Source organism: Variovorax sp. P4_D9 (assembly GCF_056401695.1).
This window is the reverse complement of record NZ_JBFUIU010001341.1, coordinates 1-1,666: the sequence shown is the minus strand read 5'-3', so window position 1 is coordinate 1,666 and position 1,666 is coordinate 1. Positions and strand designations below refer to the sequence as shown.

At 67.8% G+C, this 1,666-nt stretch carries 1 protein-coding gene; it reads left to right on the top strand.

Going from position 1 to position 1,666, the window contains the following annotated elements:
* Positions 1–13: 13 nt before the first annotated feature.
* A complete protein-coding gene (locus AC1DY5_RS54675) occupies positions 14–1,531 on the top strand; it encodes a tripartite tricarboxylate transporter permease (protein ID WP_478122535.1) in 1,518 nt (505 codons plus the stop codon).
* The last annotated feature ends 135 nt before the right edge of the window (positions 1,532–1,666 follow it).

Here is a 1,666-nt window from a genome sequence, read left to right as displayed (position 1 = left end):
AGGGAGGCCTGACATGGATATCTTCAACGCATTGATGCATGGGTTCGCGCTGGCGATCACGCCCGCGAACCTTCTCTGGTGCTTGATCGGCTGCGCCCTGGGCACCGCCGTCGGCGTGCTGCCCGGTATCGGGCCGGCGGTCGCGGTGGCGATGCTGCTGCCGATCACCGGCAAGGTCGACATCACGGCCTCGATGATCTTCTTCTCGGGGATCTACTACGGCGCCATGTACGGCGGCTCGACCACCTCGATCCTGCTGAACACGCCGGGCGAGACGGCCAGCATGGTGACCGCGATGGAGGGCAACAAGATGGCCAAGAGCGGGCGTGCGGGCGCCGCGCTCGCGACCGCCGCGATCGGCTCCTTCGTGGCCGGCACGATCGCGACCGTCGTCGTCACGCTGTTCGCGCCCTTCGTCGCCGACTTCGCGGTCAAGCTCGGCCCGCCCGAGTACTTCCTGTTGATGCTGCTGGCCTTCACCACGGTCAGCGCGGTGCTCGGCAAGAGCACGCTTCGCGGCATGACGGCGCTGTTCATCGGGCTCGCGGCCGGCTGCATCGGGCTCGACCAGATTTCGGGCCAGGGCCGCTACACCGGCGGCATTCCCGAACTGCTCGACGGCATCGAGATCGTGCTGGTGGCGGTCGGCCTGTTCGCGGTGGCCGAGGTGCTGTATGCCGTGCTCTACGAGGGCAAGGTGGTCGAAGGGCAAAACAAGCTGAGCCGCGTGCACATGACGGCGCGCGACTGGAAGCGTTCGATTCCCGCCTGGCTGCGCGGCACCGCGATCGGCACGCCCTTCGGCTGCATCCCGGCCGGCGGCACCGAGATCCCGACCTTCCTGAGCTACGCGACCGAGAAGAAGCTGGCCAAGGATGCGGATGCCAAGGGCGAGTTCGGCACCACGGGCGCCATCGAGGGCGTGGCCGGGCCCGAAGCCGCCAACAATGCCACCGTGACCGCCGCGCTGATCCCGCTGCTGACGCTGGGCATCCCGACCTCAAACACCACCGCGATCCTGCTCGGGGCGTTCCAGAACTACGGCATCCAGCCGGGCCCGCAGCTGTTCACGACCTCGGCCGCGCTGGTCTGGGCGCTGATCGCCTCGCTCTACATCGGCAACGTGATGCTGCTGGTGCTGAACCTGCCGATGGTCGGCTTGTGGGTCAAACTCCTGAAGATCCCGAAGCCGCAGCTCTATGCGGGCATCCTGATCTTCGCCACGGTCGGTGCCTACGGCATGCGCCAGAGCGCCTTCGACCTGGTGCTGCTCTACGCCATCGGCTTGCTGGGCGTCGTCATGCGGCGCTTCGACTTTCCAACCGCGCCGGTGGTGGTCGGCATGATCCTCGGGCCGCTGGCCGAGGCCCAGCTGCGCAACGCGATGTCGATCGGCGAAGGCAGTGCGGCGGTGTTCTTCCAGCGCCCGATGTCGATCGTGCTGGTGATCATCGTGCTGGCCGTAATGATCCTGCCGCGCCTGGCCAAGCGGCTGAGCGAGCGGCGCGCCGCCACGGCGGCCGCCGCCTGACGGCCCGCGGCGCCGCGCGGACTCAGAGGCTGAGAAGCTTTTGACTTTTGGCTGAAGAGGGTTGCTGAGCAAAGCGCCTGAGGATCGCCGGGTCCAGGAGGCGAAACGCGTCGCCGAGGTGCCATGCCGGTGCGG

Coding starts and splice junctions, on each gene's coding strand:
- AC1DY5_RS54675 (WP_478122535.1), top strand. CDS start 14: ATGGATATCTTCAACGCATTGATGCATGGGTTCGCGCTGGCGATCACG.